At 77.1% G+C, this 8,949-nt stretch carries 3 protein-coding genes; 2 read left to right on the top strand and 1 reads right to left on the bottom strand.

Going from position 1 to position 8,949, the window contains the following annotated elements; translation table 11 throughout:
- Positions 1 to 293: 293 nt before the first annotated feature.
- Together ACZ6X9_RS00155 and ACZ6X9_RS00150 are read left to right on the top strand one after the other, a co-directional pair.
- Positions 294 to 4,253 carry a serine protease gene (locus ACZ6X9_RS00155; protein ID WP_469775674.1) on the top strand — a complete coding sequence of 1,320 codons (3,960 nt, stop codon included), beginning with the start codon at positions 294 to 296 and terminating at the stop codon, positions 4,251 to 4,253.
- A gap of 53 nt (positions 4,254 to 4,306) precedes the next feature.
- The gene (locus ACZ6X9_RS00150; RefSeq protein WP_469775673.1) at positions 4,307 to 5,254 is read left to right on the top strand and encodes a bifunctional riboflavin kinase/FAD synthetase; all 948 of its coding nucleotides are present in this window, start codon (positions 4,307 to 4,309) and stop codon (positions 5,252 to 5,254) included.
- Between the two features lie 183 nt (positions 5,255 to 5,437).
- On the opposite strand, the gene ACZ6X9_RS00145 is transcribed toward ACZ6X9_RS00150, so the two are convergent.
- On the bottom strand, positions 5,438 to 8,602 hold the full coding sequence (locus tag ACZ6X9_RS00145) for an SCO5717 family growth-regulating ATPase (RefSeq protein WP_469775672.1): 3,165 nt from the start codon (positions 8,600 to 8,602) through the stop codon (positions 5,438 to 5,440).
- Between the last annotated feature and the right edge of the window lie 347 nt (positions 8,603 to 8,949).

Here is an 8,949-nt window from a genome sequence, read left to right as displayed (position 1 = left end):
TGGGGGGGGCGGGGCTTTGCCGCGGGGTGTTTGGGGGTCCCCGCGGCGGGGGCCCCCGCGGCCCCCCGGGGGGGGGGGGGGGGGGGCCCCCCCCCCCCCCCCCCCACGACCCCCCTCCCTGCATCTCTATCCATCTGATACGCACGATTCACCCCAACGGGCAGGCGCTCGGAGTGAACCACGGGGGTGCAAGGGGGCGCGTTCGGCTCGCGATCTGTCCCGCCGATCATCGGCTGCCTACCTTCGGAACGTACGGGCGTACGCACGTACGGTCACGCGGGGAGGTTCGGCGGATGAGCGGTCGGCGGACCGATGCGGACGAGTCCTTGGTGCGCATCAGGGATCTCGCCGGACGGCGGCGCGGCACGGGCTTCCCGGTCGACGACAGGTCGACCCTGATCACCAGCCACGAGGCGGTCGACGGCCTCGCCTGCCTGGTGCTGCACGCGGCGGGCGACCGGACGGTGGTGGTCGGCGCGGACGCCGTCACCCCGCTGCCCGACTGCGACCTGGCCCTGGTCAGGACCGAGGGCCTGGACCTGCCGCCGCTCGCCGTCGGCGCGGCGGAGCACATCGGCGGCGGCACCGAGGTCCGGCTGCGGGCCGGCCGCTGGCACGACGCCTCGATCGTCGGCGAACCCCTGGTGACGTACACCGCCACGGACCGCTTCCACCTGCTGCGCACCGCCCTGGAGCTCTCCCTGCCCGAGCGGACGCCGCTGCGGCTGGGGGAGGAGGCCACCGGCGGCCCGGTGCTGGACGCGCACACCGGAGCCGTGCTCGCCGTCCTCGGTACCGCGCTGCACGCCGAGCGCCGGGCGGGCGGCTACGCGATCCCGCTCCGGGCCACGGCCGCCGCCGACCCGGACGGACCGCTGGCCGCGCTCCTGGAGCGCAACGCGGCGACCGTCCCCGCCTACGGCGACGACCTCAACCTCGCCGGCGCCCTCCAGCTCACCGGCACCGCCCTCGGCTCGGTGGTCACCCCCCGCACCTGGCGGGACCCCGTCGAGCGGCCGGAGACGGTCCGCGAGTTCACCTGCTTCCTGTCCGGCGGGGCGCCCGGCGGGCGGGCCCTGACCCGGGCCGGCGGGGACGGCCCCGGCGGCCCGTACGTCCTCGGGCTGGTCGGCGAGCCGGGCACCGGCCGCACCACCGAGCTGGGCGCCCTCGCCGCCCGCCGCTCGCGCGGCGCCGAGCCCGCGCCGACGCTCTGGCTGCGCGGCGCGGACCTCCGCGCCGACGACGTAAGCCTGCGGGACGCCATCGCCCGCGCCCTGGCGGCCGCCGGGCGCATCGTCACCGCCTCGGCGGGCGCCCAGGGCACCGTCGGCGACACCTCCACCGCCACGCCGGAGGCCGTGGCCCAGCTCGCCCACCGGGTCGGCCGGCCGCTGCTCGTCCTCCTCGACGGCCCCGAGGAGATGCCGCCCCTGCTGGCCCACGCGCTGCCCGCCTGGACCGCGGCCACCGCCCACTGGCTGGAGCGGACCGGCACCCGGCTCGTCGTCGCCTGCCGCCCCGAGCACTGGGAGACGGCCGGCGCCCTCTTCCCGCCGCACGCCCTGCACTCCCCGGCCACCGCCCTCGGCACCGGCGCCCCCGCCCTCAGCGTCACGCCGCCGCCCTCGATGCCCGCCTGCGTCCGGCTCGCCGACCTCACCCCCGAGCTCGCGGACCGGGCCCGCGGTTCGTACGGCGTCCCGGCCGGCGCGCTCGCCCCCGCGGACGCCGGGCATCCGCTCGCCCTCCGCCTGCTCGCCGAGGTGCACGCCGCGCTCCCGGACGGCGCGGACCGGCCGGAGGGCGCCCCGGCGCCGGACCGGTGGGACGTCTTCGCCGCCCACCTCGACCTCGTCTGCCTGCGGATCGCCGTACGCCTGGCCGCCGCCCGCCGGCCCCCGCTGCGCGGCACGGCCGTCCGCCGGCTGGCCGCCAAGGTGGCCGGGCAGGTGCACGAGGCCGCCCGGCAGTGCCTCGGCCCCGGCCAGGGCGAGCTGGAGCGCGAGACGTTCGAGCAGCTCTTCCCGTGGCGCACCGGCTGGGCCTCCGCCGTGCTCACCGAGGGGCTGCTGGTCCCGGCGGGCAGCGGCTACCGCTTCGCCCACGAGGAGTTCGCCGACTGGCTGCACGGCACCCACCTCGACCTGGACGCCGCCCTGCACGCCCTCGTCCACCGCTGGTACGAGCCGGAGGGCCCGCCCGCCGAGGCCGCCGTCCGGCTGCCCTCCCGCCGGGGCGGCGGCCCGGCCCGGGCGCCCGAGGGGCACGTACCGCCGCCGCCCGGCTCCCGGCCCCCGACCAGACGCCGGGGCCGGCGCGGCGGTGACCGGCAGGAGCGGCCCACGCTGCTGCCCGTCCCACGGCACCGCATCGGCCCCGTCCTCCAGGCCCTCCTGCTGCTCGGCCGCCGCTCGGGCCCCACCGAGCTCTCCCGGCGGCTGACCGCGCTGGTCCACGCCGTGGAGACGCTCTCCGGCCGGGAGGGCGCTCCCGCCCCGGCGGACGGGGACGCGGTCGGCGACGCGGCCGGGGACGTGGTCGGGGACGCGGGCGACGACGGTACGGGGGACGCGTCCGGGGGCGCGCCCGGGGCCCCTCTCGAGGACGCGGAAGGCGCCGGGGGCCGTCCGCCCGTCCTCACCGACCCCGCCTGGTGGGCGGCCCACCTGCTCGCCGAGACACTCCTGCGGCTCCCCGACGCCACCCCGTACCTGGGCGTACTCCGGCTGCTCGCCGAGCGGGTCGCCACCTGCTCCCGCGCGGTCGGCGGCTTCGACGCCTCCGCGACCGGGACGCTCGGCGGGCTGACCCGGTTCGGCCCGCCGTTCTGGCTCCGGCTGCGGCTCGGCCTCGGTGACCGGCTCGACCTGCTCCGGATCCTCGTCCCCGCCGACGCCCCGCCGCCCGGCGCGGCCGCCGGGGCGCCCCAGCCGCCCGCCGCCGACCGCTTCCTCCCGGCCGCGGCCGCGCTGCTCGGCGACGAACCGTGCGCCGCCCAGGCGCACGTCTGCCGCTGGTTCGACGACGACCGTCCGCTGCTGACCGCGCCGGGCGACGACGGCGAGTTCGCCACGCCCACCGTCGCCACGGCCGCCCAGGCCCTGCTCCACACACACCGCAAACGCGCCCTCGACGACCTCACCGACGCGCTGGTCCGCGCCGCGCACCCGAGGGCCGACGAGCTGCTGGCCGCCCTCGCCGAGGACGAGCCGTCCGCCGTCTGCCGGGCCGTCGACCGCTGGGCGCACGACGACCGGGTGGAGCTGCACGTGGCCGCCGCCGCGTACGGGCCGAAGGCCGTGCCGTACGTCACCACCGAGGCCGACCGCGAACTGCTGCGCTACTCCGCGCTGGCCCTGCTCGCCCGGCCCGCCGAGGGCGCGCTGCACGGGTCGGCGCTGGCCGTCCTGGTCCGCGACCCGCTGACCCGTGCCAAGCACCTGCCGGAGGCCGTCGCCCGGTTCTCCGCCGGCGATCCGCAGGTTCCGGCCGCCGCCCTCGCCGCCGCGCTCACCACCCACCCCGAGCCGGTGCTCGGTGCCTTCCGCGCCCGCCTCTATCAGCCGGGGGACGGTCCGGCGGACGTCCTGCGGATCCTCGCCGAGGTCTGCGACCCCGCGCTGGCCCGCCGCGCGGCCTCGCTGGTCCGCGAGCACATCGAACACCGTCCGGACAGTGCCCCGCACGTGGCCGCCTTCATCGACCGGCGGCTGGAGGACGGTCCGTCCGCCCGCGCCGTCCTCTTCCCTCTCGTCACCCACCTGCTGCGCACCCGCCCCGCCCCCGTCCGCGGTGCCCTCGCCCCCGTCCTCGCCGCGCCCGGCACCGCCGCCTCCCGGGCACTGCGGCGGGAGCTGCTGGAGGTGCTGCTGGAACGAGAGGGCCAGGAGCCGTACGAGCGGGGCGGTGCCGTCCTCGACGCGCTGCTGCGGGCGGCGGCCGAAGGCGCCTCCGACCGCGCGGAGGCGCGCACCCGCGAGCTCGTGTACCGGGTCGGGGAGCTGCTGGCCCGCACCCCCGAGGGCGCGGCCCGCTGCGACCGCCGGCTGGTCCAGTTGGCCGGCGAGGTCCCGGCCTTCGGCGCCCGGCTGCGCCGCTGGCTGCGGACCGCGCCCGCGCAGTGGGCGCCGGTGGTCGGGCCGGGGGCCCGGATCCGGCTGACGGCGGGCGGCGGGGGCGACGCGCCCGGTGCGGGCGATGCGGGCGCCCCGGCCGATGCGGACCGCCGCCAACCGGCATGGCACTCTTAGACCTGCGTAATCGACAGAGACAAGAGTTCGGGTTCGGGCGAGGAGCGGGCACAGTGCAACGCTGGCGTGGCTTGGAGGACATCCCCCAGGACTGGGGGCGCAGCGTCGTCACCATCGGCTCGTACGACGGTGTCCACCGCGGACACCAACTGATCATCGGCCGTGCGGTGGAGCGGGCGCGCGAACTGGGGGTGCCGTCGGTCGTGGTGACCTTCGACCCGCACCCCAGCGAGGTCGTACGGCCGGGCAGCCACCCGCCGCTGCTGGCACCGCACCACCGGCGCGCGGAGCTGATCGCCGAGCTCGGCGTGGACGCGGTGCTGGTCCTCCCCTTCACGGCGGAGTTCTCCAAGCTGTCGCCGGCCGACTTCGTGGTGAAGGTCCTCGTCGACAAGCTGCACGCGAAGCTCGTCGTGGAGGGCCCCAACTTCCGCTTCGGCCACCGCGCTGCGGGCACGGTCGCACTCCTGGAGGAGCTCGGGGCGACCTACGACTTCGGCGTCGAGGTCAACGACCTCAAGCTCACCGGCAAGGCCGGCGGCGGCCTCCCGTTCTCCTCCACCCTCACCCGCCGCCTGGTCGCCGAGGGTGACGTGACCGGCGCCATGGAGATCCTCGGTCACCCCCACCGCGTCGAAGGCGTCGTCGTCCGCGGCGCCCAGCGCGGCCGCGAACTGGGCTTCCCCACCGCCAACATCGAGACCCTCCCGCACACCGCCATCCCCGCCGACGGCGTCTACGCCGGCTGGCTCGTCATCGAGGGCGAATCCATGCCCGCCGCCATCTCCGTCGGCACGAACGTGCAGTTCGACGCGACGGAACGGACGGTGGAGGCGTACGCGATCGACCGGGTCGACCTGGACCTGTACGGGATGCACGCGGCGGTCGACTTCCTCGCCTACCTGCGGGGGATGGAGAAGTTCGAGACGCTCGACGCGCTCTTGGAGCGCATGGGGGACGACGTGAAGCGGGCGCGGGAGTTGGTGGCGGCGGCTCGGTGAGGAGGCCCCGGCCCCCCTTGTCGCGGCTTCGCCGCTCGCCCTCAAGCGCCGGACAGGCTGATCTCAGCCCGTCCGGCGCTTGAGGACAACCGCGCGGAGCGCGGTTTCGGGGGCGCGGGGGCTTGCCCCCGCAAGAAACGGTGAAAGGGCGGGACCGGGGCAGCCCCCCGGCCCCGCCGGACCTCACTGCTGCTGCGGCCACCCCCCGGGCGCGGGGTACTGAGGCGCGGGCTGAGCGGGCGCCTGCCCGAGCTGCTGCGGCGGCTGGCCACTCGTCCCCCACAACCCCTGCTGCTGCTGAGCCCGGACGAAGTCCTCCGCCACCATCGCGGACAGAGTGAAGTACGCCTCCCGCGTCTTCGGCCGCATCATCTCCAGGTCCAGCTCCGCGCCCGCCGCGAGATGCTCGTCGAAGGGCACGACCACGACGCCCCGGCAGCGCGTCTCGAAGTGGGACACGATGTCCTCGACCTTGATCATCTTCCCGGTCTCGCGGACCCCCGAGATGACGGTGATGCTGCGCCCGACGAGCTCGCCGTATCCGTGCGCCGCCAGCCAGTCCAGCGTGGTGCTGGCGCTGCTCGCGCCGTCGACGGACGGGGTGGAGACGATGATCAACTGGTCCGCGAGGTCGAGCACGCCGCGCATGGCGCTGTAGAGCAGACCGGTGCCCGAGTCGGTGAGGATGATCGGGTACTGCCGGCCCAGGACGTCTATCGCCCGCCGGTAGTCCTCGTCGTTGAAGGTCGTCGAGACCGCCGGGTCCACGTCGTTGGCGATGATCTCCAGGCCGGACGGCGCCTGCGAGGTGTAACGGCGGATGTCCATGTAGCTGTTGAGGCCGGGGATGGCCTGCACCAGGTCACGGATGGTCGCGCCCGTCTCACGGCGCACCCGGCGGCCGAGGGTGCCGGCGTCCGGGTTGGCGTCGATGGCCAGGATCTTGTCCTGGCGCTCGCTGGCGAGGGTGGCGCCGAGCGCCGTCGTCGTCGTGGTCTTGCCGACGCCGCCCTTGAGGCTGATGACGGCGATCCGGTAGCAGGACAGGACGGGGGTGCGGATCAGCTCCAGCTTGCGCTGCCGCTCCGCTTCCTCCTTCTTCCCGCCGAACTTGAACCGGCCCGAACTCTGTTTCTTCGGCTTCGGCTTGCTCTTGAGCAGTCGCTCCGAGGACAGCTCGACCGCGGCCGTGTAACCCAGCGGCGCGCCGTGCACGGACCGCTGCCGCTGCTCCGGCGTCACCGTCGGCCAGCCGCCCGTGCGCGGGTCCACGGGGCCGGACGCCGACGGGTCGGCGGGCTGGGGCGGCGGGCAGGCCTGCTCGGGCGGGGCGGCGGGCGCGCCTTGGGCTGCCTGGGCTCCGTGGGCTCCGTGAGCTCCCTGGGCGAAGGCACCGGTGTCGGTGGGGGAGGCCGGTGGCTGCGGCGCGTAAGGGCCGGGAACCGGGGCACCCTGAGGCGCGGCGGGCGGCTGAGGCTGCTGCGACGGCGACGGCGACGGCGACTGCGGATAGGCGTACGCGTTCTGCGGCGTGGCCGACCGCGCGGTGGCCGCGGGCGCCTCGGGGGCGGGAACCCCCGGCTGCGGGAACCCGTAACCACCCTGCGGTCCGGGCGCTTCCGGCACGGGCGCGGCACCCGACGGGTGCGGGAACCCGTAACCGCCCTGCGGCGCGGCAGCCCCGGCGCCCTGCGCCGTCGGCTGCGGGAATCCGTACCCGCTCCGCGGGGCCGTCGGGGGCATCTCGCCCGTGGACGGCGCCGGGTGCGGGTGCGGAAAGCCGTAACCACCCTGCGGCGCGGGCGGGTTGACGTCCGCCTGGGGTGCGGGTGCCGCGGGTGCCCCCTCCTGCGAGGGAGCCGCGAAGGGCGCGGGCGGGGCGGCCGGGGCAGGCTGCGGGACGCCGTACGCGCCGTACGCGGCCGGTGCCGGTGCCGCCGGGGCGGCCGGTGCCGGGGCGGCGGGCCGAGCGGCGGCGGGCAGCGCGAAGTCGCCCTGCGCCGACGCCGTGTCGGGGGCGGCTGTGGGGGCGCTCGGCGCGCCGTACGCCGGGAGTGCGGGTGATACCGGCGGGGCGTACGGACCGGGCTGCGCGCCGTCCTGGGGCGCGTGCGCCGGTGCCGGGGGGAACGCGGCGCCCGTGCTCGCGGCGTACGGCGCGGTCTCCGGTCCGGGCGCCGTGGGCAGCGCGGGCGCCCCCGTCCCGTCCGTCCCGCCGTCCGCCGTGGCCGGCGCGGACGCGGGCACGCCGGAGGTTGCCGCCTGGGCGGGGGAAGCGGGCGGCTCCGGTGCCATCGCCGGGGCCTGCGGTGCCGCGTGCGGCGTCCAGGGAGCCGGGGCATCCCGGCCGTCCGCGGGCTCGGCGGGCCGGAAGTCCGGCGGCAGTGGCGGCAGCGACGCGGGCGGTACGGAGGGCGGGGTCCAGGACTCGGTCGACGCGCTGGGGGTGTCCTCCTCGCTCGCGGCCGAGGCCGGGGCCGGGGCCGGTGGAACGGAAGGCGACGAGAGGGAGGGCGTGTTCCCGGACGCGTCCCCGCCCGCCGCGGCGCCCGCCCGGTCACGCAGCGACCCGGCGGAGAACCGCATGGTGCCCTCACTGCGCAGGGTCCCACTCGTGTCGGCCGCGTCCGAAAGCTCGGGCTTTTCCGCCGCCTTGACCGCTTCCGCCGCCTTTGCCGCTTCCGCGTCCTTCACCGCTTCCATCGCCTTGGCGGCTTCCGTCTCCTCCTCCACCGCGGACGCGGCGAACGCGCCGGACCGGCCGGACGCGTCCGACTCCGGCGCCCGGGCGGCGATTTCGTCCCGCAGTGCCCCGGCCGAGAGCCGTACGGTCGCGGGCGTCGTCCCTCCGGCCGGTCCGGGCTCGGGAGCGGCGTCCGCCCCGGAGCCGTCGAGGCCGTGCCCGTCGGCAGCACCCGGCCGCGCGGCGTCGGCGGCGTCCGCGTGCCCGTCGGCGTCCTTCCCGCCGACCGCGTGGGCGTCGCCGGGCCGTTCGCCGAAGTCCCGGCCGTGCGCGGCGGGCGCGTCGGCCTCCGCCGCGTCCGGCCCGGCCGGCGGAGCCGGGACGACCGGATCGGACGCGGCCTCACCCGCCGGTCCGTCACCGCCCGCGGGCGGCGTGGGGGCGGACGACGCGGCGGATCCGTCCGCCGCGACGGGCGGTGCCGGAGGCACCGGGGGGACCGCCGGCGCGGGCGGGGACGTCTGGACGTACCAGGCGGGCGGTGTGTAATCGATGGTGAACTCGCCCGTGTGCTCGACTTCCTGGTCCGGCTCGTGGTCGGCGTCGGACCGGTTCTCGCCGCCTGTGGTCCCGGCCGCGCGGATCTCGTTCCGATCGCTGCTCACAATGCCTCCTGCTGGTGTGGTCCGGCGCTTCGGGGAATCACCTGCCGGCACCGGCCGTTCCCGGCGCACGACCGCCCGATTCCCCCATACGTCACGCTGCGGGCCCCCGGCGTCGGGTTCTCCATGCGTACGGTCATCAAGACTAATCGTCATCCGTAGCACTGCGGCAGGCCCGCACGTTCCCTCACCGCCCTCGGCGGCTCGTGGCGCGATACCGCCGCCGGAACACCCGTCACCGCCCACGCCCCCGGCCGCCGTCCGGGCCCGGCCGGCGCATGAGTAGGCTCCGGTGTCCGTCTGAATTCGTCATCCATGCGCACGACGTCCCCCGGGGAGGGGACGAGGGG

This window comes from Streptomyces sp. NPDC052910 (assembly GCF_055585605.1).
Note: the sequence above shows the minus strand (reverse complement) of the source record. Positions and strands in the feature narration are given on the sequence as shown.

Coding starts and splice junctions, on each gene's coding strand:
- ACZ6X9_RS00155 (WP_469775674.1), top strand. CDS start 294: ATGAGCGGTCGGCGGACCGATGCGGACGAGTCCTTGGTGCGCATCAGG.